The sequence below is a fragment of the Cellulomonas sp. NTE-D12 genome (genome assembly GCF_027923705.1).
Taxonomy (GTDB): Bacteria; Actinomycetota; Actinomycetes; order Actinomycetales; family Cellulomonadaceae; genus Cellulomonas.
Genome location: NZ_AP026442.1, coordinates 2715752 through 2738439, shown reverse-complemented (window position 1 = coordinate 2738439; position 22688 = coordinate 2715752). Strand labels below are relative to the sequence as shown.

The following is a 22688-nucleotide window of genomic DNA, read 5'->3' as shown; positions in this document are numbered from 1 at the left end:
CCTGGCGACCACTGCGGACGCCTGTCAGACCTTCCCATGCGCGCCTGCGCCGTGCCTGCCCGGGTCCGTCGCCCAGCGCCGCGATACTCGCGCCATGCCGGACCTCTTCGAGTACATCCCGCACCCGCACATCGCGCGCCGGCAGCAGGCCGGGCCGCCGAAGGTCGCCGCCGCGGCCGCCCAGGTGCACGGCAGCGGGCTGGTGGGGAGGTTCAACGCCCGGGTCGGTCTGCGGATCACCCTGATCGTCGGCACCATGTGGACCGCGTACGTGTTCACGGTGCTGGCCCTGGTCAGCGCGCCCGCGGCGTTCAAGTCCGGCGACCGGCTGGTGATCGTCGCGTGGATCGCGCAGACGTTCCTGCAGCTGGTGCTGCTGCCCATCATCATCGTGGGGCAGAACGTGCAGGCCGCGGCGGCCGACGAGCGCTCGCTGGCCACCTACAACGACGCGTCGGCGGTGCTGGAGGAGGCGCGGCAGATCCAGGTGCACCTGCTGGCTCAGGACGCGGCGATCCAGCAGATCCTCGCGTCGCTCGCCGCGGACCAGAAGCCGACCACGGACGAGAAGCCGACCGCGGACGTGCCCGGACCCGAGCCGGTGTAGGGCCGCGGCGGGCCGGCTGCTACGGGTTCTCGCCGCGCCAGCCGGTCGTCTCGCTGGGGGCTGCGAGGTAGTCGCTCAGGACCTGCGCCTGGTTCAGGTGCGGGTCCCGTGCGGAGTAGACGAGGGTGACCACCGGGTGGTCGTGCAGCAGCCGGTGCAGCTCGTCGAGTGCGGGGTTCGCCTGCAGCTCCGCGCCGTAGCGGGCGGTGAACTCGTCGAGGCGGGCGGGGTCGTGGTCCCACCAGGTGCGCAGCTTCGCACTCGGGGCGATCTGCTTGAGCCAGGTGCCGACGGCGGCGCGCTCGCGGCTGACGCCGCGCGGCCAGAGGCGGTCGACCAGCACGCGGTAGCCGTCCTCGGGCGCCGGGTCGTCGTAGACCCGCTTGATCCGTACGACACCGCTCATGCCAGCCTCCTTCGGGGGCCTTGCGTGATGACGACGGGTGCCGGTCCGGCTCGGGGAGAACCGGACCGGCACCCGTCCGGCTCACACGGCGGCGGCGGCCAGCCGGGTGAGACGCACGTGCCACTCCGTGGGGCCCTCGACGAGGAACTCGACGTCGATCGGCGCGCGCTCGGAGAGCTGGGACAGCATCGGCAGCGGGGCGTGCGGCGCGACGATCACCATCGAGCCGCCCGGGGCGATCGCGTCGAAGGCGCCGAACACCGCGGCGTGGCGGATGGCGTGCGGGATGGTGCGCACGTCGAGCACCGGGACGGCCTCGTCGTGGCCGCCGCAGCCGCAGGAATGGCCGGCGGGCGCGGGGGCGCTGGGCAGGATCTCGATGGGCTCGCTCACGTGGTGCTCCTCGGTGACGTCGCGCCGGGCGCTCCGCCCGGGACAGGGCCGTGTCTCACCCTGAATAGAGAGGACTCTACTCCGGCTTATTCGTCGAACGGACCCGCGTCTCGCCACGGTGACGTGGCGCTCTCGCAGGGCTCGCGGGGGGGGTCAGGCGGTGTGGCGCCCCGCTCGGCGCACCCGGACGAAGAGCCGCGTGAAGCCGCTGGCGGGGTAGACGGCCAGCTCCGGCTGCTGCTCGGTGTCCAGCTCGATCGAGCGGGTGCGGCGCAGCAGCTCCTCGGTCAGCACGCGCAGCTCGAGCCGGGCCAGCGGGGCACCCGGGCAGACGTGGATCCCCGCGCCGTACAGCAGGTTGTCCGCCGGCGGCCGGTCCAGCCGCAGCTCGTCGGGATCGCCGAACACGGCCTCGTCCCGGTCCGCCGATGCCCACATCACGGTCAGCCGGTCGCCTGGTGCGAAGTCGTGGCCACCGACGGTGACGTCCCGGGTCACCACGCGGCGGTTGGCCACCAGCGGCGGGTGGATCCGCAGCATCTCGTCCATCGCGGCAGGGATCAGGGACGGGTCGTCGCGCAGCGCCTGCTGGGTCTCGGGTCGGGTGGCCAGCAGGTGCACGACGATGCCGACCGACGCCGCGATGGTGCTCAGCTCGCCGACGGTCCAGTTGCGCAGCGTGGAGACGAGCTCGGCGCCGGTCAGAGGTCGCCCGTCCACCTGGTCGGTCAGCAGCCGCGTCGTCAGGTCGTCCGGCGCCGCGTCCCCGAGCGCCCGCCGCTCGTCGAGCAGACCGGTGATGTAGCCGTCGAAGTCCTCCGCCACGTCCGCCATCGCGCCGCGATCCTGCGCCAGGGTGGCCGCGCGGTTGCGGGCGGTCCACGCGCGCAGCGGTTCGTGCAGCCGCTCGGGCCAGCCGAGGTAGGCGGACTGGGTGCGCAGGGCCACCTGCTCCGAGAGGTCCGCGACGTCCCACGGCGACCCGTCCCGCGGCAGCTGGCCCAGCAGCTCGGTCACCACCCGGCGGCACTCCGGCTCGAAGGCGTCCACCAGCTCGTCGGTGAAGTACCGGTCCACCATCTGCCGGTAGACGGTGTGCTCGGGCGGGTCCATGCCGTCGGGGACGTTCAGGTGCGTGGACACCGCGTTGGAGAAGGTCTGGTGGTCCTGCACCACCTGCAGCACGTCGGCGTGGCGGAACAGCGACCAGCCGAGGTACTCGCTGTGCGCGACGGGGCAGCGGCCGCGCATCTCGTCGTACGCGGCGAGCTGGTCCTGCAGGACGGCGGGAGAGCGCGGGTCCCAGTCGTCCTGGGAGCTCGGTTCAGCGGACAAGGGCGCCATCCGTTCGCGGGGCCAGGCGGAGCACGCAGAGCTCCGGTTCGACGAAGGGGGTGAGGCGTACCTGCACACGTTCCCCGTCGAAGGCCCGTTCCGCCAGTCTTTGCGCCAACCCGGTGTGCACCTGGCAGACGATCTCGGGGTAGCGGGACGCGGTCTCGCGGAACGGGCAGGACCTCAGCCGGATCGTGTCGTCGTGCGCCTCGGGGTCGAAGCCGAGCCGCCCGAACACCTCGGAGATGGCGGCGGTGGCCTCGGCAGCCTGACCGGCAGGGTCGGTGCGGGTGGCGAGGTCGGTGCGCGTGGCGGGGTCGATGTGCGTGCCCGGGTCGGTGTCGGCTCGCGCCGCGAGCTGGTCCGCCCACCGCCGGCCCGCCGCCGCCGACTCCCGGTGCGCGGCGGCTCCGCTCGCGGCAAGGGCCTCGGCGAGCGCCTCGATCATCTGGTCCCTCGCGACGTCCGCCGCTGGCCCCACCGCGCGGTAGTGCACGCTGGGCCGCCCGCGCCGGCCGGCATGGCGGGTCACCCGCTCCACGAGACCCGACTGCTCCAGTAGGTCCAGGTGGAAGCGGACCGTGGTGACGTGCAGGTCCAGCGCGACGGCGAGCTGCTGGGCCGTCGAAGGCTCCGCTGCCGCGCGGACCGCGTCGAGCACCCGGCGGCGTGCCGGGGAGGCCAGCGCGGCGCTGGTGCTCGCGTCGTCCGTCACGGCTTAGAAACTACCATCGTCCGTTATATTGGCCCGATGCCGCGACCGGACCCGACGGACGCCGCCGCGCACGGCGTGGACACCACCGGCCAGCACCGCCACGAGGTCGGCCGCAACCCCTCCGCCGGCGCCCACGTCCACGTCCACACCGACCAGGTGCCACGTCGCCGTGCCGTGGTGATCACCGTCTCGGACCGGTCCGCAGCTGGGCTGCGCGAGGACCTGTCCGGACCTGCAGCCGCAGAGGCGCTGACGCAGGCCGGCTGGTCGGTGGACGCGCCCCGCGTGGTCCCGGACGGGGCCGACCCGGTTCGCGTCGCTCTCGAGGAGGCGGTCGCGGAGGGTGCCGACCTGGTGCTGACCCTCGGTGGGACCGGTGTCGGACCGCGGGACCGCACACCGGAGGGGACCCGCGCCGTGCTCGACCTGGAGCTGCCGGGTGTCGCGGAGGTGATCCGTGCCCGAGGTCTGCAGAAGACTCCGACCGCGGCCCTGTCGCGCGCGGTCGCCGGAACGGCCGGACACTCGGTGGTGGTGAACTTGCCCGGTTCGCCCGCCGCCGTCCGCGAGTCCCTGGAGGTGCTGGTGCCGCTGGTGCCTCACGTGCTCGACCAGCTGCGCGGCGGCGACCACTGATGGCGGCGCTCGCGCGCGTCAGCAGCGACCCGTTGGACCTGACCGCGCACCTCGCGGCCGTGCAGGACCCGGCGTGCGGCGCCGTCGTGACCTTCGTCGGCCAGGTGCGCGACCACGACCCGGATGCCGACGGTGAGGTGACCGGCATCGAGTACAGCGCGCACCCGGAGGCCGAGCGGATCCTCACCGAGCTCGCCGAGGCGGCGGAGGCCGGCGGCGCGCGTGTCGCGGTCAGCCACCGGATCGGTGCGCTCGCTGTCGGCGACCTCGCGCTGGTGGCCTGCGTCGCGACCGCCCACCGGGCGCAGGCGTACGAGGTGTCGCGGGAGCTGGTGGAGCGGATCAAGGCCGAGCTGCCCGTGTGGAAGCGGCAGTCGCAGGCGGACGGTCGCACGTCGTGGGTCGGGATCTGATGTGACCGGCGGTGGGCGGACCGCGGTCCCCGTGACGATCGGAGCGCCCCGACCGGCCCCCGAGGCGATGCCCGGGGTGCCGTCGGGACGCCGCGGTGACCCGCTGGTGGACACGTTCGGCCGGGTGCACCGCGACCTGCGCATCTCCCTGACCGACCGCTGCTCGCTGCGCTGCACGTACTGCATGCCGGCCGAGGGCATGGCCTGGCTGGCCGGCCCCAGCATCCTGTCCGCCGACGAGATCGTGCGGGTCGCCCGTGTGTGCGCGCAGGACGGCATCACCACGTTCCGGCTGACCGGGGGTGAGCCGTTGCTGCGGCCGGACCTGGTGGACCTGGTGGCGCGGCTGTCGGCCCTGCGTGGGCCGTCCGGGGACCCGGTCCAGGTGGCGATGACCACCAACGGCATCCGGCTCGGCGCGGTGCTCGACGACCTGGTCGCGGCCGGTCTGCACCGGCTGAACATCAGCTTGGACACCCTGCGTCCCGACCGTTTCCACGCCCTGACCAGGCGCGACAGGCTCGACGACGTGCTCGAGGGGATCGCGGCGGCGGCGGCCTCCCCGCTGCGGCCGCTCAAGCTCAACGCCGTGGCGATGCGCGGCGTCAACGACGACGAGCTGGTGGACCTGGTCGAGTTCGCCGTGGCTCACGGTGCGCAGATGCGGTTCATCGAGCAGATGCCGCTCGATGCCGGCCACACCTGGGACCGCGGCCGCATGGTGACGCGCGACGAGATGCTGGCGGCGCTGGGGGAGCGGTGGACCCTGACCCCGCTGCCGGGGCGCGGCGGTGCACCCGCCGAGACGTTCCTGCTCGACGGCGGACCTGACCGGGTCGGCGTGATCGCGGCCGTGACGGCGCCGTTCTGCGGGGCGTGCGACCGGCTGCGCCTGACGGCCGACGGTCAGCTGCGCAGCTGCCTGTTCGCCACCTCGGAGCTGGACCTGCGGGCGGTCCTGCGCGGCGAGGCGGGTGCGGACGGGCGGGACGACGAGGGCACGGACGACGGGATCGACGCGGTGCTCCGCCGGTGCGTGCACGGCAAGCTGCCGGGCCACGGCATCAACGACCCCGGCTTCCTCCAGCCGGCCCGCGGCATGAACGCCATCGGCGGCTGACCCGCGACGGTCCGCGGATCAGCGCGGCACTCGAGGCAGCAGCACCACGGTCCGGCCGGCGTCGCCCTGCCAGATCCCCACGGGATGGCCCACGCCTGGTCGCAGCGTCTGCCATCCGGCCTGAGAGCCGGTCCACGGGCCACCCGGGCCGCCCGACGTCTCGACGCCGAGTTGTCGCCCCCAGGGCGGACCATCGACGCGCACCACCCAGCCGTCGGTGCGCGCGCCGCGGCGTGCGGCGACGATGCAGTTCCCGTCCCGGAGTGAGCGGGATCGAAGGCGTTCTGCCGCGACCACCTGACCGAGCAGGCCGAGCGCCAGGAAGGCGATCGCGAGCCGTTTGTCCAGGTGGTCGGTGCCGAGAACGGCAGCCACGAGAGCGAACCATCCCAGGGTCGCGCCGGCCATCGCCGCCGTCACGCCGCGGCTTCCTCCCAAGTTCAGAGCCATCGCAACCGCGCTCGCCAGGAACAGCAGGACGCCGAGCCACGTGAAGGGCGGCGGCGGTCCGGGGCTGATGAGGATGGTGGCAAGGACCAGACCGATCGCGCCTGCGCCCGGTACCAGCCAGCGTGGACCGGGTTCGAGCTGTCGCTCGGCACCCGACGGGACCTGAAACGTCCCGGCCCAATCGTCGACGGTGAGCACGACGGCGGAGGCGGCCGACGGCTGCGGCTCAGGACGGCTGCGCATGGTTGTTCGTCGTCACCCACGGTCGAGGGGTTGAGGCAAAAGGCGTTGCAGGTCGGGTCAGCCGCCGGCGAAGGGTGGGAGGACGTCGACGACCGCACCGGCCGGCACCGGCGTGTGCGCGGTGTCGGCGCGCAGGCCCGCGACCAGGAAGGAGCACCGGCCCAGCACAGTGGCGGTGTCGGGGCCGCCAGCCGCGACCAGGGCGTCGACGACGTCCTGGACGGTGCCGACCGGCAGCTCCAGCTGCTCGGCGCCGACCGCCTCGGCGGCCGCCGCGAACAGCCGGACCGTGGCCGTGGTGGTGCTCACTCGGTGCCCTGCTCGACGGCGGCCTCGGTGGCGGGCTCGGCGGCGTGCTCGAGGGCGCGGCGCTGCACCAGCGCCGCCAGGCGCTCCAGCTCCTCGTCGACCGGCAAGCCTGCCGCCGCCGAGCGACCCACCGCCAGGCCGAGCGCGAAGGTGCTCAGCGGCGCCGCCGGCCGTGCGACCCCGTGCGCCACGTCCCGCGCGACGTCGAGCACGGTATCGACGTCGATCCGGTCCTCGATGCCGAGCAGCCCCCGCAGCTCGGCGAGCCAGTCGCCGAGCGCCCCTGCCGGAACCCGTCCGGCCTTGCCGCTGTGCTCCACGGTCGTCCTCTCGTTGGTCGTCGGCCCCGCCGCCGCACCACCGTCACCGGCGCGGCGTCGCCACCACTCCACGTCCTCCGGCGTGTCCACGTCGCGGCTCGCGCCCGACGGGTCCGCCACCGGCTCCAGCTGCAGGCGCCGCACCACGTCGCCCATCCGCGGTCCGCGCCGCCCTCCGAGGGTCGCCTCGGACGTCGCCACCCGCAACGCCTGCGCCAGCGCCTCTCGCTCGTAGACGCCGGCCAGCCACTGCGGCTGCTGCGCGTCGTCCACCAGCACCAGGCCGTCGCGCCCGCCGCCCGTGCCCCCGGCCCAGCGGTCCAGCAGCAGCCGCACCACGTCGCCCGCGCGGGGCAGGTCGCACGCGAGCAGCAGCACCCACGGGGCCTCGAGCAGGGGCAGCGCGGCCTGCACCGCCGCCGCCGGACCGCCGAAGGGCGGGTCCTCGCGCGTGACGCGCACGCGGACGGAGTCCGGCACGTGGGAGGGTGGCGGCCCGACGACGACGGCGTCCGTGAGCCCCGTCGCGGCCAGTGCATCGAGCAGCCGGGCGATCAGCGGTCCGTCGCCGAGATCCAGCTCCGCCTTGGCCGCACCGCCGAGCCGCGACCCACGGCCGCCGGTCAGCACCACGGCCTGGATCGAGCCCGGCTGGATCGACCCGGGCTGCGGGACGGGACCGGTCACGGCTCGCGGCGCCACTCGCCGGACTTCCCGCCGGTCTTCGCCTCGAGCCGCACGTCGCCGAACCACACGCCGCGGTCCAGCGCCTTGACCATGTCCACCAGCGCGAGTGCCGCCACCGACACCGCGGTGAAGGCCTCCATCTCCACGCCCGTGCGGTCGGCCGTACGCACGGTCGCACTGATCCGCACGCCGTCGTCGGTCAGCTCGAGGTCGACGCTGGCGCCGTGCACGCCGATCACGTGCGCGAGCGGCAGCAGCTCGGCGCAGCGCTTGGCCCCGGCGATCCCGGCGATGCGGGCGACGGCGAACGCGTCGCCCTTCGGTACCGTGTCGTCGCGCAGCGCGGCGACCACCGTCGGGCTGCAGTGCACGAATCCGCTGGCCGTCGCCGAGCGGACCGTCGGCGTCTTCTCCGTCACGTCGACCATCCGGGCGTGGCCGGCGCCGTCGAGGTGGGTCAGTGCGTCCATGGCTCCTTCTTCGTCCTCAGCGTCGGTCCGTCAGCACGACGTCCACCAGGTCACCGGCCTGCACCTGCTCGGTCTCCGCGGGCACGATCGCATACCCGTCGGCCGCCGCGAGGCTGCCGACCAGGTGCGATGCCGACCCGCGCCGGGCTGCGGGCTCGACGGCCCAGCCCTCCGCAGCCGGTGACAGGCGTACGGGCAGGTACTGGGTGCGGCCGGCCGGGGTGCGCCACGACGAGGCGGCGCGGGCGCGCACCGGCGCCGGCCGCACGGCCGACGGCTCCGCCCCCTGCATGGTCAGCAGCGCCGGACGGACGAACACGTGGAACGACACCCACACGCTGACCGGGTTGCCCGGCAGCGCCAGCAGCAGCGCCCCGCCCGGCAGCGTGCCGAACGCCTGCGGCTTGCCCGGCTGCATGGCCACCTTGGTGAACGTGACGTCCGACGAGCCGGTGAACAGCTGCTTGACCGGGTCGAACGCCCCCGCGCTCACCCCGCCGGTCAGGATCACCGCATCGGGCTCCAGGGCGACCGCCCGTTCGAGCGCGGACGCCAGCGCCGCGGGGTCGTCATGCACCCGCTCGGCCGTGAGAACCTCGCCACCAGCCTCGGCCACCAGCCCGGAGACCAGCAGGCTGTTGGAGTCGGGGATGTGCCCGCGCGGCAGCGGCTCGCCCGGCGCGACCAGCTCGCTGCCGGTGGCGATCACGACGACGCGCGGCGCCCGGGTCACCAGCACGCTGCCGTGGCCGGTCGACGCGAGCGCCGACAGCACGGTGGCGCGCGCGAGCGTCCCCGCAGGGACCACCAGGTCGCCGACGGCCTTGTCCTCGCCGGTGCGCCGCACGTGCATGCCTGTGCTCGGTGCGCGCAGCACCGTGACGGTGGGCGGCAGGGCGGCGAGCGTGTCGGTGCGGTCGGTGTGCTCCAGCTGCACGACGGTGTCCGCGTCGGTCGGAAGCGTCGCACCGGTCATGATGCGGACCGCTTGGCCGGCAGTCAGGTGCGGGTCGAGGTCCGAGCCGGCCGGCACGTCGGCGACGACGTCGAGCGTGACGCCGTCGTCGTCTGCACCGCCGGCCTCGCCCTGGGCCGCCATGCCGGCGACGTCGACGTGGCGCAGCGCGTAGCCGTCCATCGCCGAGGCGTCCCACGGCGGGACCGGCACCAGGGCGTGCACGTCCTCGGCGATCCGCCGCCCTGCCGCCTGTGCGAGAGGCACGCGCTCGGCGGGCAGCGTCGGGGTGACGGCCAGCACGCGCGCCAGGTGCTCGGCGACCGGGACCAGACCGCTCACCGGGCACTCCGCCCGGCCGCCGCGACCTCGGCGCGGATCGCCGTGACCGCCGCCGGCGCCAGCGTCCGGGCGCGGTGGTCGGTGGCCACCAGCAGCTGGACGGCACGGGTCGAGCGTGCGCCGACCGCGCAGTACGCGACCAGCAGCCCGGTGGGGTCGGCGCCGGCCTCGGTCAGCAGCGCGCGCACCACGTCCGGCCCGTGCCGCGAGGCCTGCACCAGGGCGGACACCGGCACGTTGACCGCACCGGGAAGCGCGTCCGCGGCGAACTCGGACGGTTCCCGCACGTCGAGCAGCACCGGGGCCGGGTCGGCGGCGGCCAGCGCCCGGTACTCGTCCAGCGACAGGTCGCCGGACGCCGTGGCCTCTCGCGCGGTGGCGGGCCCACGCGGATCCCCGGTCGCCCGAGCGGTGAACGGCACAGGGTGCGTCCCGACGGCGAGCCGCTCGGTCACCACCGCCGGCGACGCGCCCGCCGCCGCCCCCGGTGCCCCCGCCACGTCCGTCGGTGCGCTCGTCGCCCGCGGCAGCAGCGGCACCTCACGCACCCGCATGCCGAGCGCGTCCACCACCGCGACGCGGCCCAGCAGCACCTGCCCGGCGCCGATGACCAGCTTGACCGCCTCGGTGGCCATCATCGAGCCGACCATCCCGCACAGCGCCCCCAGCACGCCCGCCTCGGCGCACGACGGCACCGACCCCGGCGCAGGCGGCTCGGGGAACAGGTCGCGCAGCGTCACCGGTGCGATGCCGGCGGGCGGCCGGGACCAGAACACCGACACCTGGGCGTCGAACCGGAGCACGGACGCCCACACCAGCGGCACCCCGAGCTCGGCGCAGGTGTCGGAGATCAGGTACCGGGTGGCGAACGTGTCCGTGCCGTCGAGCACCAGGTCGTAGCCCTGCAGCACGGTGGCGGCGTTGGACTCGTCGAGCCACAGCCGGTGCGGCTCCACGACGAGGTCCGGCGCCAGCTCCGTCAGCCGACGGGCGGCGCTGTCCACCTTGGGCTCGCCGACCGCCGCGGTCGCGTGGATCACCTGGCGGTGCAGGTCCGTCAGGGCGACCACGTCGTCGTCGACGATCCCGATGGTGCCGACGCCGGCCGCAGCGAGGTACAGGAGGGCCGGTGCCCCCAGGCCGCCGGCGCCGATCACCAGCACGCGGGCGGCGGCGAGCCGCCGCTGACCGAGCTCGCCGAGCTCCGGCAGCAGGGTCTGTCGCGCGGTGCGCCGCGCCTCGGACTCCGCCAGCGGGGGCCCGGGGGCCACGAGCGGAGGGAGCGCCACGGGCTGGGGTGTGAGCATCGCCTCAGTCTCCTTGCCGTGGGCGCGGTACTCGGCGGGTCGCCAACTTACTACGGTTAGATCCGTGACAAAGAGCCGACCGGACGCGCGCGCCACGGGCGTGCCGACCGGCCATGTGCCGCGCGGACGGCTCGCCGTGCTGGCGCTCGTCCTGGTCGCCGCGCTGTCCGGGCTGGACGCCGCGCTGCTGCGTCTCGGCGTGACCGCACCCGTGCGCTCGGACTCCCTCGCGTCGTCCCACGGCATCCTCATGATCTACGGCTTCCTGGGCACCGCCATCATGCTGGAGCGGGCCGTCGCCCTGCAGTCCAGGCCGCGCTCGGGCTGGGCGTACGCGGCCCCAGCTGCCGGCGGGCTCGGTGCCCTGCTCCTCGTGGCCCGGTCGACGCCGCTGCACGTCCCGTGGGGCCGCGCGCTGCCCGGCGGGGCGTGGGTCGCCTCGATGGTGCTGTTCGTGGCGATCTACCTCACCGTGTGGCGCCGGCAGCAGTCGGTCGCGGTGCTGGTGCAGCTGCTCGGGGCCGCCGCCGGGCTGGGCGGCGTGGCCCTGTGGGCGCGCGGGTACGAGGTGGCGACGATCGTGCCGTGGTGGGCGTCGCTGATGGTGCTCACCATCGTCGGTGAGCGGCTGGAGCTCGCCCGGGTGGCGTTCATGACGTCGGCCACCGAGCCGCGGATCCTCGCCGAGTCGTGCCTGCTGCTGGTCGCCCTGGTCGCCACCGTCGTGACCCCCACGTGGGGGTACCCGCTGCTGGGGCTCGCGCTCGGCGTGCTGATGGTGGACGTCGGCCTGCACGACGTCGCTCGGCGCACCGTCCGCAGCCGCGGCCTGACGCGGTTCATGGGCGCGTGCATGCTCGCCGGGTACGTGTGGGCGATGGTTCCGGCGCTCGTCTGGATGGTGCACGGACGGGTGTTCTCCGGCTTCGGGTACGACGCGGTGGTGCACGCGCTGACCATCGGGTTCGTCATGTCGATGGTGGTGGCGCACGCCCCGGTCATCGTGCCGGCGGTCGCCCGGCGACCGCTGCCGTACCACCCGGTGATGTGGGCCGTGTGGGGGATGCTGCACGTCGGCCTGGCGATCCGGCTGGTGGCGGACGCGCGGACGTCGGTCGGCGCGTGGCAGCTCGGCGGCTCCCTCAGCGTGGTGGCCCTGCTCGCGTTCCTGGGCAGCACCGTGGCGCTGGTGACCGTGGGCGGACGACGAGCGCGGGTCTCGGCCCGCACCGACGCGGCCGACGACGACCGCGAGGTGGTGGCATGACCGGGCTGAGCGCACCTGGGCTGTCCCGTCCGGCCACCCCGGCGCGGCGTCCGACCAGACGGCCCCGGACGGACCGGTGGACCACCGGCTGGCTGCTGGCCACCCTCGCGGTGACCGCCGTCGGGCTGCTGCACCCCGCGGCGCTGCCGCAGCCGCTGTGGAGCATGATCCATGTCGGCGCCCTCGGGGTGCTGACCAACGGCATCCTGCAGTGGTCCTGGTACTTCACCCGCGCGCTGCTGCACCTGCCGCCGGACGACCGGCGGTCCGGCCGCGACGCGACCGTGCGCAGCGTGGCGTTCAACGTGGTGCTGATCGGCCTGGTCGCGGCGATGTGGACGGCCAGCACGTGGGGCACCGTCACGGCCGCGGGGCTGGTCGGCGTGGTGATCGGCTGGCATGGGCTGGCCCTGCTGCGTGCCGGCCGCACCGCCCTGGCGTCCCGGTTCGCGGTGGTGATCCGGTACTACGTGGTGGCGGCCGGCTTCCTGGTGGTGGGCTGCGTGCTGGCCGGCTTCCTCACGGTCTCGATGTTCGCCCGCACCGCGCCGGCGTGGCTGCTGCACGCTCGCGACGACCTGACGCTGGCGCATGCCCTGGTCAACGTGGGCGGCTGGCTGGGGCTGTCGATCGCCGGGACGCTGGTCACCCTCGGCCCGACCATGCTGCGCACCCGCATGGACCCGCGGGCGGTGGACGACGCGATCGGCGTGCTGCCGTGGGTGGCCGGCGGCGTGCTGCTCGCCGCGACGGCGGCGACGGCCGGGCTGATGCCGGGCATCGGCATCGGCCTGCTGGTGGTGCTGGTCGGTCTGCTGGTCGGCGTGGCGGTCCCGCTGGTGCGCGCGGCGCTGGGCAAGGCGCCGCGCGCCTATGCGACGTGGACCATGACCGCCGGCATCGGCTGGGCGCTGGTCGCCGTGCTGGCCGTCGCCGTGAACGCCTTCCGTGCCGCCGACGCCTCGGCGCTGCGCGACGCCGACCTGCCCTGGGTGGCGGTGCTCGGTGCCGGGGGACTGGCCCAGGTGTTCGTCGGCGCGCTGACCTACCTGATGCCCGTGGTGGTGGGTGGCGGTCCGGAGGCCGTCCGCCGGGGCATGGGGGCGCTGGAGACCGCCTGGCCGCTGCGCGTGGTGCTGCGCAGCACCGCCCTGCTGCTGATCGCCGTGACCGGCACCGGGTCCGGCGCGCTGCGCACGGCGTGGTGGCTGCTGGTGCTGGGTGCGTACGCGTTCGACGTGGTCCTGTTCGCGGTCTCCGGGGTGCGGCAGGCCACGGCGCGACGGGCCGCGGCGGAGAGTCTCGGAGGAGCCGATGTCTGAGCAGTCCCGCCCCACCGGACCCCGGCAGCTGCCGGGTCGCGAGGGCACGCCGACGTCCCGGGCGGCGATGGCCGTGGTCGGCGTGGTGGTCGTGGTCGGCGTCGCGCTGGCCGTGCTGCTCGCGCGCCCCGCGACGGGCCTGGCAGGCGGCGGGATGACGATGACGCCGGCGGCGACGGCGGGCGCAGCGGGCGCCGGGACGACGACGGTCACCCCGACCGGACGCACGACGGAGGTGACGCTGCACGTCAGCGGCATGTCGTTCACCCCGTCCACCATCCAGGTGCCCGTCGGTGACCGGCTGCGCGTCACCCTGGTGAACAGCGGCGACCAGCGGCACGACCTGGTGTTCGCCAACGGCGCGGCCCTGGAGCCGCTCGCGCCCGGTGCCACGGCGGTGCTGGACGTGGGGGTGATCACCGGCGACCTCGAGGGCTGGTGCTCGCTGCCGGGGCATCGGCAGCTGGGCATGGTGGTGCACGTCGTCGCGGTCGGGACGCCGGCGGCGTCTGCCTCGCCGGGTTCGTCGTCCGGCTCGTCGTCCGGCTCAGCCATGCCCGGGATGGGCGCGACCGACGGGACCACCGCCGCCCCCACCATGGCGGACCTGCAGGCCGAGGCCGCCGCGCTCCCGGCCTACCCGGCGCAGCTGCCGCCGCTCGACCCGTCGACGGACCACTCGTACACGTTCACCATCACCCAGCAGCAGGACCCGGTGACCGCCGGGCGCACCCGTGAGGTGTGGACGTACAACGGCACGACGCCCGGCCCGATCCTGCACGGGCGCGTCGGCGACACGTTCCACATCACGCTGGTGAACCACGGGACGATGGGCCACTCGATCGACTTCCACGCCGGCGAGGTGGCCCCGGACCAGCCGATGCGCACCATCGAGCCTGGTCAGAGCCTCGACTACACGTTCACGGCCGGCCGCGCCGGCATCTGGATGTACCACTGCGCGACCATGCCGATGTCCGGCCACATCGCCAACGGCATGTTCGGGGCGGTCGTCATCGAGCCGGACGGGCTGGAGCAGGTGGACCGCTCCTACGTCGTCGTCCAGTCCGAGCTCTACCTCGGCGCGAACGGCCAGCCGGCGGACGCCACCACGATCGCCGGGCTGGTGCCCGACGTCGTGGCGTTCAACGGCCGCGCGTTCCAGTACGACGCCCACCCGCTGACGGCCACGGTCGGCCAGCGCGTGCGCCTCTGGGTGCTGGACGCCGGGCCCAACTCGGCACTGTCGTTCCACGTCGTCGGCACCCAGTTCGACACGGTCTGGACGGAGGGCGCCTACCGCGTCCACCACGGCACGGCGACCGACGGGACCACCACCGGCAGCACGGGCGCGCAGGTGCTGCCGTTGCTGCCGGCCGAGGGCGGGTTCGTCGAGCTGGTGCCGCCGGCCGCGGGCCGCTACGCCCTGGTCAACCACGAGATGAGCCTGGCGGAGAAGGGCGCGCACGGCGTGCTGCAGGTGACGGGCTGACGGCCCGCCGCCCGACGGCCCGTCGCTGCGCGGCCACCACCAGGCCGGCGGACCCCGCCGTCAGGCGGTGGCGGCGTCCCGCTTGGTCAGGTGCAGCGCGACCGTGCAGTGGTCCGGTCCCGCGAACGGCGTGAGCTCGGCCTCCACGTTGCCGTGCGACACCCGCTGCAGCACCTCGTCGATCAGCCCGCGGTGCATCTGGCACACCAGGGGGCTGGGCACCTGGCCCTCGATCCGCAGCGGGCACTGGTGCAGCGTCAGCCGACCGGGCGTCTCCTCGGCGAGCGCTCCGTAGCCCAGCGAGCTGAGCAGCAGCCGCAGCCGGCCGCCGTGCACGTCGATCCGCTGCGGCTCGTCGAGCGGCTGACCGTTCTTGCCGGCAGGCGGTCCGGCGACGTCGACCATGCGCCGGGCCCACCGCGAGCCGATGTCCCGCGCCGCGCCCTCAGGGTCCGGAACCGTGTCAGCCAGGTGGTCCGCGACGGCGGCGCAGACGTCCGCGAACTCGCGGGCCAGCGCGGACGGCTGCGCGGGGGCGACCGACCGGTAGGTCCACGACGGCCGGCCGCGACCGACCGCAGGCCGACGGCCCCGGGCCACCAGGCCGGCGTCGAGCAGCGCCGCCATCGACTCGCGCACGGAGTTCGGGTGCAGGCCCATGCCCACCGCGAGCTCGGTGACGGTGACCGGCTCGGTGTACCGGGCGACCTCGCGCAGCAGGGTGTGCTGGGCGGGGGACAGCGCCTCGAGGGCGCGCATCAGCGTCTGCGGGGTGGTGGGCCCGTCCGGAGCATCGGGCTGGTCGTGCGTGGCGAGGCTGCTCATGTCGGCCGTGATCCTGTCATGCGAGGCGTCCGATCCAAGGATGCGCCCTTTCGCGCCGGGCGCCGGCACGGCGCTCATGCGCCCCGCGACCGAGCGCCGTCACGGTCGGCGGAGCGCTGCACGGGCGCCCAGCCGCGGCGGCCCGCCGCAGCGGACACGGAGGCCCGACGGGCCCGGTAGACGATGTACGGGCGCGTCGGGTACTGCACCGGGATGGTGACGGCGTGCACCAGGCGGGTGAACGGCCAGATCGCGAACAAGGCGAAGCCGGCCAGGACGTGCAGCCGGAACGACAGCGGCACCGTCGTCATCAGCGCGGGGTGCGGGGAGAACGTCAGCACCGACCGCAGCCAGGGGCTGATCGTCTCGCGGTAGTCGTAGCCCTCAGGCCCGCCGAGCACCTGGTTGGCGACGGTCGCCCACGTGCCGAGGGCCACGGGCAGCACCAGCAGCACGTACATCACCTTGTCCCGCGTGGTGGTGGCCAGCGTGACCGACCGCACGGCGAACCGCCGGTACAGCAGCCCGGCCAGGCCGAGCACGGTGGCCAACGCCGCCACCGACCCGCCGATGGTCGCCGTCAGGTGGTAGACGTGCTGCGGGATGCCGACCGCCGCCGTCCACGTCTTCGGCACCAGCAGGCCGACGAAGTGCCCGCCGATCACGGCAAGGAACCCGAGGTGGAAGGTCGGCGAGGCCGCCCGCAGGATCCGCCCCTCGTACAGCTGCGAGGAGCGGGTGGTCCAGCCGAACTGGTCGGTGCGCCACCGCCACACCAGCCCGCCGACCAGCAGCGTCAGGCAGATGTAGGGGTAGGCGACCCAGAGCAGGACGTCGGCGGTGGTCACGAGGGGGAGCTCCCGTCAGCGAGGGCGAATGCGGGTGCGAAGGGCGTCGCGTCCGCGAAGGCGGACGTGGTGCCGACCATCTCGGCCGGCGGCCCCTGGGTGACCAGGCGCTGGTACCGCTCGTGCGTGGCGGCGTCCACCGGCGGGAGCGTGCGGCACAGCGCGTCGAGCAGGTGCGCGTAGGGGGAGCGGTACCCGCGCAGCGCCGAGCGCATCACCTCGATGCCCTCCCGGTGCGAGGCGAGCAGCTCCAGCACCAGCCGGTCGCCCGTCAGCCCCGACAGCTCCAGCACCAGCGGCAGGTAGTCCGCCAGCTCGTCGCGCACCTGCTCGAAGCCGAGCGCGCGCAGCACCGCCTTGAACCCGAGGATCGCCGCACCCCGCTGCCGCGTGTCGCCCACCGCGTAGTAGCTGAGGTACAGCGCGCAGCGGCGGCGCTGGTCGAACGTGTCGACGTAGTGCTCCGCCATGGCCCGCAGCCCGCTGCGGCCCGCCCACTCGCAGAAGGCCTCCACGTCCTGCTGCACCAGCGGCGGCAGCCCCGCGATCGACGCCCGCGCGGCGCCCAGCGCGGCACCTGTCCGATCGCCGGGGTAGTCCAGCAGCACGGACACCGTCATGTGCACGGTCCGCAGCTGCTCCGGGGTGCAGACGACGCGCGCGAGCTCCGGCAGCCGCGGGGCGTGCACCATGCGGGCGACCATCAGGCGTCCACCCCCGCGGCCACCGGCGGGAACAGCCCGGCCTGGGCGGTGTCGCCGCCCCAGTCGAGCAGGTTGACGCGGCCCGGGGTCGGTGCGAGCCCGTCCGCCCCCGCCTTGGCCCGACCGCGGGAGGTGATCCGCAGCCCGGTCCCACCGCCGTGGAACGTCGAGACCGAGCACGCCTCCGGCGCACCCTCACCGGCGCCGAGCAGCTCCTCGACCATGCCGGTCACGTCCTCGCCCAGCTCGGCGATGCCGCGCGGCGTCTCCGGGTGCGTGGTGGGGATGACGTACCGGTCGTCGTACTTGGCGATCGCGAGCAGCCGGTACATCGCCTGCACCCGCTCGCCGTCCATGCCGACGGCAGCGGCGATCTCCTCGTTCCCCTCGCGGCCCAGGTCCAGGTCGCGCATGTAGGACCGCATCGCGGCCAGCCGCCGCAGCGACCGCTCCACCGGCCGGGTGTCCCCGGCCGTCAGCAGCCCGGCGAGGTACTCCAGCGGGATCCGCATGGTCGACAGGGCCGTGAGCAGCACCTTGTGGTCCTCGCCGTCGTTGCCGGCGGCGGTCACGCGGTCGACCACCGGGGACAGGGGCGGCACGTACCAGACCATCGGCAGCGTCCGGTACTCGGGGTGCAGCGGCAGCGCGACCTCGTAGGTGTCGATCAGCGCCCAGATCGGGGAGTCCTGCGCGGCCTTGATCCAGGAGTCCGGCACACCCTCGGCGCGGGCGGCCGCCACGACGGTCGGGTCGTGCGGGTCGAGCAGGATCGAGCGCTGGGCCATGTACAGGTCCTGCGGGTCCTCGACCGAGGCGGCCTCGGTGACCCGGTCCGCGTCGTAGAGCAGCACGCCGAGGTAGCGCAGCCGGCCGACGCAGGTCTCGGAGCACACCGTCGGCTGACCGACCTCGAGGCGCGGGTAGCACAGCGTGCACTTCTCGGCCTTGCCGGTGGTGTGGTTGAAGTAGACCTTCTTGTACGGGCAGGAGGAGACGCACATGCGCCAGCCGCGGCACCGGTCCTGGTCCACCAGCACGATGCCGTCCTCGGCCCGCTTGTACATCGCGCCGGACGGGCAGGCCGCGACGCAGCTCGGGTTCAGGCAGTGCTCGCAGATCCGCGGCAGGTAGAACATGAACGTCTGCTCGATCTCGGCGCGGACCTCGGTGTTGATCTTCGCCAGCACCGGGTCCTGCTGCATCGTCTCCGTGGAGCCGCCCAGGTCGTCGTCCCAGTTGGGGCCCCAGCCGATGGTGTCCATCGGCTTGCCCGTCAGCTGGCTGACCGCGCGCGCCACCGGGAAGTCCTTCGAGTCCTTGGGCGCGGACAGCAGCTTGTCGTACTCGTACGTCCACGGCTCGTAGTAGTCGACGATCTCGGGCAGGTCCGGGTTGGCGAACAGGTTGGCGAACCGGGCGACGCGTCCGCCGGAGCGCGGCTTGAGCCGGCCGGACCGGGTGCGGGTCCAGCCGCCCTTCCAGCGGTCCTGGTCCTCCCAGGTGTGCGGGTAGCCGACGCCGGGGCGCGTCTCGACGTTGTTGAACCACATGTACTCGGTGCCGGTCCGGTTGGTCCACGTCTGCTTGCACGTGACCGAGCAGGTGTGGCAGCCGATGCACTTGTCGAGGTTCATCACCATGGCGATCTGAGCCATGACCTTCATCAGAACTGCACCTCCTGCGACCGGCGGCGGATCAGCGTGACCTCGTCGCGCTGGTTGCCCGTCGGGCCGATGTAGTTGAACGCGTAGCTCTGCTGCGCGTAGCCGCCGATCAGGTGCGTCGGCTTGATCAGCACGCGGGTCAGCGAGTTGTGGATGCCGCCGCGCTTGCCGGAGGTCTCCGAGAGGGGGGTGCCCATGGTCCGTTCCTGCGCGTGGTACATGAACACGGTGCCCTCGGGCATGCGGTGGGAGACGACGGCGCGGGCGACGACGACGCCGTTGCGGTTGGTCGCCTCGATCCAGTCGTTGTCCCGGACCCCGACCTTCTCCGCGTCAGCGGGGCTCATCCACACCACCTGGCCGCCGCGGCCGAGCGTGAGCATGTGCAGGTTGTCGAAGTACTGGGAGTGGATCGACCACTTGTTGTGCGGGGTCAGGTAGCGGACCGCCACCTGGGCCTCGCCGCCGGCAGCCGTCCCCAGGTCACCGACCGCGCTCTCCCCGTACAGGTGGTGCAGGTCCAGCGGCGGCCGGAAGATCGGCAGCTGCTCGCCCAGGTCACGCATCCAGTCGTGGTCCAGGTAGAAGTGCTGCCGGCCGGTGAGCGTGTGGAACGGCCGGGACCGCTCGACGTTCATCACGAAGGCGCTGTACCGGCGGCCGCCGTGCTCGGAGCCCGACCACTCGGGCGACGTCACCACCGGCTGCGGTCCGCCGCGCTGCAGGTCGGCGAACGTGGTGCGCCGGTCCTTGGACCCGTCGGCGAGGTCGGCGAACGCCGTCCCGGTGCGTCGTTCGAGGTCCGCGAACCCCTCCGCCGCCAGCCGCCCGTTGGTGGTGCCGGACAGCGCCAGGATCATGTCCGCGGCCTTGGCGTCGGTGTCGACCAGCGGCCTGCCGGCCGCCACCCCGCCGGCCGCGGTGCCGTTGCGGCGGCCCAGCTCGGCGATCTCCTGGTCCGGGTGGTACTGCACGCCCTTGGTCACCATGCCGACGCCGTCGGCGAGCGGCCCGATCGCGTCGAACTTGTGCCGGATCGCCGTGTAGTCGCGCTCGATGGTGACCAGCTTGGGCATGGTCACGCCCGGCACCAGGCCCACCATCGAGACGTCCGGCACCACGCCGCCGGGGTTGGCGAGCTCGTCCGGGGTGTCGTGCGAGATGGGCGCCGCGACGACGTCCGTCTGCGTGCCCAGATGGCGCACGGCCATCTGGGAGACCAGGCCCGCCAGCGTCTGGAAGGCCTGGTAGTCCGTCCGGGCCTCCCATGGCGGGTCGATCGCCGCGTCGAACGAGTGCACGAAGGGGTGCATGTCGGTGGACGAGAGGTCGTTCTTCTCGTACCAGGTGGCCGCCGGGAACACGATGTCGGAGTAGAGCGTCGTCGACGTGTTGCGGAAGTCCATCGTCAGCAGCAGGTCGACCTTGCCGACGGCGGCCGCGTCCCGCCACACCATCTGCGCCGGCCGCCGGTCCTCCGGCACCTCGGCGGCGGTCACCGCGCTGTCCGAGCCGATCACGTGCCGGTAGAAGAACTCGGCGCCCTTGGCGGACGAGCCGAGCAGGTTGGTGCGCCAGGACGTGAGGACCCGCGGGAAGTTCTCGGGGTCGTCCGGGTCCTCGCAGGCGAACCGCAGGTCGCCCGACTCGAGCTGGGACACCACCCAGTCCTTCGGGTCGACGCCCGCCTGGCGGGCCTCCTGCCCGAGCAGCAGCGGGGACCGCGAGAACGTCGGGAACGACGGCATCCAGCCGCGCTTCATCGACTCGACCAGGGTGTCCGCCGTCGTGAGCCCGTCGAGCGACCCCTCCGCCAGCGGCGACCCGATGCGCGCCACCGGCGTCCCGTCGTACCGCCACTGGTCGGTCAGCAGGTAGAAGAACCCGGCCGAGATCATCTGCCGCGCCGGCCGCTGCCAGTCCAGGGCGAAGGCGTACTGCGCGAACCCGGTGATCGGCCGGACCTTCTCCTGGCCGACGTAGTGCGCCCAGCCGCCGCCGTTGACGCCCTGGGTGGCGCACATCGTGGTGAGCGCGAGGAACGTCCGGTAGATCTCGTCGGAGTGGAAGAAGTGGTTGGTGCCGGCGCCCATCACGATCATCGAGCGGCCGCCGGTGTCGATCGCGTTCTGCGCGAACTCCCGTCCGATTCGCTCGGCGGCCGCCGCCGGGACGCCGGTCAGCTCCGCCTGCCACGCCGGGGTCCCCGGTGTCGAGGCGTCGTCGTACCCCGTCGGCCACTCGCCCGGCAGCCCCTCGCGGCGCACCGCGTACTGCGCCAGCAGCAGGTCGTAGACGGTGGTGACGTACTCGCCGTCGGCGACGCGCACCACCGGGACGCCGCGGCGCACCACGCCCGCGCCGACCGAGTCGTCGCCCGGCCCGCCCGGCAGGTCGAACCGCGGCAGCAGCAGCTCCACCGGCTCGGCGCCCGGCAGGTCCTGCGCCGACAGCACCGGGTCCACCCCGGACAGGTCGAGGTTCCAGCGACCGGCACCGTCGGGGCCGTAGTGGTCCGCCAGCGTGCCGCCCGGGTCGGCGATGCCGCCCTCGCGGTCCCACACCAACGGCCGGAACGCGGCGTTGGCCGTGCCCGCCACGTCGGCGTCCCGCACCAGGGGGGAGGTCGGGTCGAGGACCCCGTCGGCCGCGACGTCCGCCGCGACCAGGAACTTCCCGGGCACGAACGCGCCGTCCCGCTGCTTCAGTCGCACCAGGAACGGGCTGTCGGTGAACCGCCTCAGGTAGTCGAGGAAGAACGGCGTGCGCTGCCCGACGTGGAACTCGGACAGGATCACGTGCCCCATCGCGGCCGCCAGCGCACCGTCGGTGCCGGGGGCGATCCGCAGCCACTCGTCGGCGAACTTGGTGTTGTCCGCGTAGTCCGGGGAGACCGCCACCACCTTCTGGCCGTGGTACCGCGCCTCGGTCATGAAGTGCGCGTCCGGCGTGCGGGTGACCGGGATGTTCGAGCCCCACATCACCAGGTAGCCGGCGTTGAACCAGTCGCCGGACTCCGGCACGTCGGTCTGGTCGCCGAACACCTGCGGCGAGGCCATCGGCAGGTCTGCGTACCAGTCGTAGAACGACAGCATCGTGGCGCCGAGCAGCTCGTAGAACCGCGCACCGGCGCCGTAGGACACCATCGACATCGCGGGGATCACCGAGAAGCCGGCCAGCCGGTCCGGCCCGTACCGCTTGATCGTGTAGACGTGCGCGGCGGCGGCCATCTCGGCCGCCTCGTCCCAGCTCGCCCGGACCAGGCCGCCCTTGCCGCGCGCCGACTTGTACGCCCGCGCCTTCTCGGGGTCCTCCACCACGTCCCGCCACGCGAGCACGGGGTCGCGGAGCCGGGCCTTCGCCTCGCGGTAGAGGTCGAGCAGCACGCCGCGCACGTACGGGTACCGGATACGGGTGGGGGAGTACGTGTACCAGGAGAAGGACGCTCCGCGCGGGCAGCCGCGGGGCTCGTACTCCGGCAGGTCGGGGCCGGTGCTCGGGTAGTCGGTGGCCTGCGACTCCCAGGTGATCACGCCGTCCTTGACGTACACGTTCCACGAGCAGGAGCCCGTGCAGTTGACGCCGTGCGTGGAGCGCACCACCTTGTCGTGGCTCCAGCGGTCCCGGTAGAAGCGGTCCGCCTCGCGGCCGCCGGTGAGGAACAGCTGCCGGGCGTCGGGGGACGCCTCGCCGCGGCGGAGGAACGAGCCGAACCGGTAGATCGGCGCGGCCGGGTCGGCGGTGGCGGCTGTCTCCGGTGCGGGGATGGCACGGCCTGCGGGCATGACGGGTCTCCGGTCTGGCGTCGGGCCTGAGCCGGACGCCTGTTCACGGTCGGTGAGGTGCGCGGGTGGACCC

22 protein-coding genes are annotated in these 22688 nt (G+C 73.9%); 7 read left to right on the top strand and 15 right to left on the bottom strand.

Going from position 1 to position 22688, the window contains the following annotated elements:
* Positions 1-94 precede the first annotated feature (94 nt).
* Positions 95-607, top strand: a complete 513-nt coding sequence (locus tag QMF98_RS12625; protein ID WP_337973361.1) for a DUF1003 domain-containing protein — start codon at positions 95-97, stop codon at positions 605-607.
* A gap of 19 nt (positions 608-626) precedes the next feature.
* Here the strand turns inward: QMF98_RS12625 and QMF98_RS12620 are convergent, their stop codons facing one another.
* The 4 genes from QMF98_RS12620 to QMF98_RS12605 all read right to left on the bottom strand — a co-directional run bounded on the left by QMF98_RS12620 (position 627) and on the right by QMF98_RS12605 (position 3456).
* Positions 627-1013, bottom strand: a complete 387-nt coding sequence (locus QMF98_RS12620) for a DUF488 domain-containing protein (RefSeq protein ID WP_337973360.1) — start codon at positions 1011-1013, stop codon at positions 627-629.
* 81 nt (positions 1014-1094) lie between these two features.
* Positions 1095-1406 carry a DUF2249 domain-containing protein gene (locus QMF98_RS12615; protein ID WP_263729481.1) on the bottom strand — a complete coding sequence of 104 codons (312 nt, stop codon included), beginning with the start codon at positions 1404-1406 and terminating at the stop codon, positions 1095-1097.
* 153 nt (positions 1407-1559) lie between these two features.
* The gene (locus QMF98_RS12610) at positions 1560-2741 is read right to left on the bottom strand and encodes a cytochrome P450 (protein WP_337973359.1); all 1182 of its coding nucleotides are present in this window, start codon (positions 2739-2741) and stop codon (positions 1560-1562) included.
* Positions 2731-3456 (bottom strand): helix-turn-helix transcriptional regulator, encoded by a 726-nt coding sequence (locus QMF98_RS12605; protein WP_337973358.1) that lies wholly within the window; start codon positions 3454-3456, stop codon positions 2731-2733. The genes QMF98_RS12610 and QMF98_RS12605 overlap by 11 nt, the downstream gene beginning before the upstream one ends.
* Positions 3457-3492: 36 nt before the next feature.
* Here QMF98_RS12605 and QMF98_RS12600 point away from each other — a divergent pair, with 36 nt between their 5' ends.
* The 3 genes from QMF98_RS12600 (at position 3493) to moaA (ending at position 5625) form a co-directional block, all read left to right on the top strand.
* Positions 3493-4092, top strand: a complete 600-nt coding sequence (locus QMF98_RS12600) for a MogA/MoaB family molybdenum cofactor biosynthesis protein (protein ID WP_348773370.1) — start codon at positions 3493-3495, stop codon at positions 4090-4092.
* Positions 4092-4505 carry a molybdenum cofactor biosynthesis protein MoaE gene (locus QMF98_RS12595; protein WP_337973357.1) on the top strand — a complete coding sequence of 138 codons (414 nt, stop codon included), beginning with the start codon at positions 4092-4094 and terminating at the stop codon, positions 4503-4505. Before QMF98_RS12600 ends, QMF98_RS12595 begins: the two co-directional genes overlap by 1 nt.
* A gap of 67 nt (positions 4506-4572) precedes the next feature.
* Positions 4573-5625: a GTP 3',8-cyclase MoaA gene (gene moaA / locus QMF98_RS12590; protein WP_337975620.1), complete on the top strand. Its 1053-nt coding sequence runs from the start codon at positions 4573-4575 to the stop codon at positions 5623-5625.
* Between the two features lie 18 nt (positions 5626-5643).
* Here the strand turns inward: moaA and QMF98_RS12585 are convergent, their stop codons facing one another.
* Genes QMF98_RS12585 through QMF98_RS12560 form a run of 6 tightly spaced genes read right to left on the bottom strand, consistent with a single transcriptional unit; the run spans position 5644 to position 10708 of the window.
* Positions 5644-6318: a hypothetical protein gene (locus QMF98_RS12585; RefSeq protein ID WP_337973356.1), complete on the bottom strand. Its 675-nt coding sequence runs from the start codon at positions 6316-6318 to the stop codon at positions 5644-5646.
* 57 nt (positions 6319-6375) lie between these two features.
* Positions 6376-6627 carry a MoaD/ThiS family protein gene (locus tag QMF98_RS12580; protein WP_337973355.1) on the bottom strand — a complete coding sequence of 84 codons (252 nt, stop codon included), beginning with the start codon at positions 6625-6627 and terminating at the stop codon, positions 6376-6378.
* Complete coding sequence (locus QMF98_RS12575) at positions 6624-7634, bottom strand: NTP transferase domain-containing protein (RefSeq protein WP_337973354.1); 1011 nt, start codon at positions 7632-7634, stop codon at positions 6624-6626. The genes QMF98_RS12580 and QMF98_RS12575 overlap by 4 nt, the downstream gene beginning before the upstream one ends.
* Positions 7631-8104 (bottom strand): cyclic pyranopterin monophosphate synthase MoaC, encoded by a 474-nt coding sequence (gene moaC, locus QMF98_RS12570; RefSeq protein ID WP_337973353.1) that lies wholly within the window; start codon positions 8102-8104, stop codon positions 7631-7633. The genes QMF98_RS12575 and moaC overlap by 4 nt, the downstream gene beginning before the upstream one ends.
* A 16-nt stretch (positions 8105-8120) precedes the next feature.
* Positions 8121-9401 carry a molybdopterin molybdotransferase MoeA gene (locus QMF98_RS12565; protein ID WP_337973352.1) on the bottom strand — a complete coding sequence of 427 codons (1281 nt, stop codon included), beginning with the start codon at positions 9399-9401 and terminating at the stop codon, positions 8121-8123.
* Positions 9398-10708, bottom strand: a complete 1311-nt coding sequence (locus QMF98_RS12560; RefSeq protein ID WP_337973351.1) for a HesA/MoeB/ThiF family protein — start codon at positions 10706-10708, stop codon at positions 9398-9400. Before QMF98_RS12560 ends, QMF98_RS12565 begins: the two co-directional genes overlap by 4 nt.
* A gap of 64 nt (positions 10709-10772) precedes the next feature.
* Between QMF98_RS12560 and QMF98_RS12555 the strand changes: the two genes are divergently transcribed.
* From QMF98_RS12555 to QMF98_RS12545, 3 genes are read left to right on the top strand one after another with little or no spacing between them, the layout of a single operon-like run.
* Entirely contained in the window at positions 10773-11975 is a 1203-nt protein-coding gene (locus tag QMF98_RS12555; RefSeq protein WP_337973350.1) for a DUF8744 domain-containing protein, read from the top strand.
* Entirely contained in the window at positions 11972-13297 is a 1326-nt protein-coding gene (locus tag QMF98_RS12550; RefSeq protein WP_337973349.1) for a hypothetical protein, read from the top strand. The genes QMF98_RS12555 and QMF98_RS12550 overlap by 4 nt, the downstream gene beginning before the upstream one ends.
* On the top strand, positions 13290-14786 hold the full coding sequence (locus QMF98_RS12545; protein ID WP_337973348.1) for a multicopper oxidase domain-containing protein: 1497 nt from the start codon (positions 13290-13292) through the stop codon (positions 14784-14786). The genes QMF98_RS12550 and QMF98_RS12545 overlap by 8 nt, the downstream gene beginning before the upstream one ends.
* A 60-nt stretch (positions 14787-14846) precedes the next feature.
* Here QMF98_RS12545 and QMF98_RS12540 read toward each other — a convergent pair whose 3' ends face one another.
* The 5 genes from QMF98_RS12540 to QMF98_RS12520 all read right to left on the bottom strand — a co-directional run bounded on the left by QMF98_RS12540 (position 14847) and on the right by QMF98_RS12520 (position 22615).
* Positions 14847-15611 carry a helix-turn-helix transcriptional regulator gene (locus QMF98_RS12540; protein ID WP_337973347.1) on the bottom strand — a complete coding sequence of 255 codons (765 nt, stop codon included), beginning with the start codon at positions 15609-15611 and terminating at the stop codon, positions 14847-14849.
* A gap of 74 nt (positions 15612-15685) precedes the next feature.
* Complete coding sequence (gene narI, locus QMF98_RS12535) at positions 15686-16459, bottom strand: respiratory nitrate reductase subunit gamma (RefSeq protein ID WP_337973346.1); 774 nt, start codon at positions 16457-16459, stop codon at positions 15686-15688.
* On the bottom strand, positions 16456-17163 hold the full coding sequence (gene narJ / locus QMF98_RS12530) for a nitrate reductase molybdenum cofactor assembly chaperone (protein ID WP_337973345.1): 708 nt from the start codon (positions 17161-17163) through the stop codon (positions 16456-16458). Before narJ ends, narI begins: the two co-directional genes overlap by 4 nt.
* Positions 17163-18830, bottom strand: a complete 1668-nt coding sequence (gene narH, locus QMF98_RS12525; protein ID WP_337973344.1) for a nitrate reductase subunit beta — start codon at positions 18828-18830, stop codon at positions 17163-17165. The genes narJ and narH overlap by 1 nt, the downstream gene beginning before the upstream one ends.
* Positions 18830-22615 carry a nitrate reductase subunit alpha gene (locus tag QMF98_RS12520; protein ID WP_337973343.1) on the bottom strand — a complete coding sequence of 1262 codons (3786 nt, stop codon included), beginning with the start codon at positions 22613-22615 and terminating at the stop codon, positions 18830-18832. Before QMF98_RS12520 ends, narH begins: the two co-directional genes overlap by 1 nt.
* Positions 22616-22688: the final 73 nt, after the last annotated feature.